At 63.7% G+C, this 201-nt stretch carries 1 protein-coding gene; it reads right to left on the bottom strand.

From position 1 onward, the window contains the following. A partial coding sequence (locus IEY93_RS38160; RefSeq protein WP_229691163.1) for a GTP-binding protein occupies positions 1-201 on the bottom strand: 201 nt, incomplete at both ends.

The following is a 201-nucleotide window of genomic DNA, read 5'->3' as shown; positions in this document are numbered from 1 at the left end:
AAGGGCAGCCCGGCCTCCTCGAAGTAGTCGATCGCCGGGAAACAGTCGGCCAGACGCCGCGTGTCCACCAGCACCACCGCCCCGATCGCACCCCGCACCAGGTCATCCCACATGAACCAGAACCGATGCTGACCAGGCGTACCGAACAGATACAGAATCAGATCCTGATCCAGCGAGACGCGGCCGAAGTCCATCGCCACC

The organism is Sphaerisporangium melleum (assembly GCF_014646695.1).
GTDB lineage: Bacteria > Actinomycetota > Actinomycetes > Streptosporangiales > Streptosporangiaceae > Sphaerisporangium > Sphaerisporangium melleum.
The sequence above is the reverse complement of the archived record's forward strand: the minus strand, read 5'-3'. Positions and strand labels throughout refer to the sequence as shown.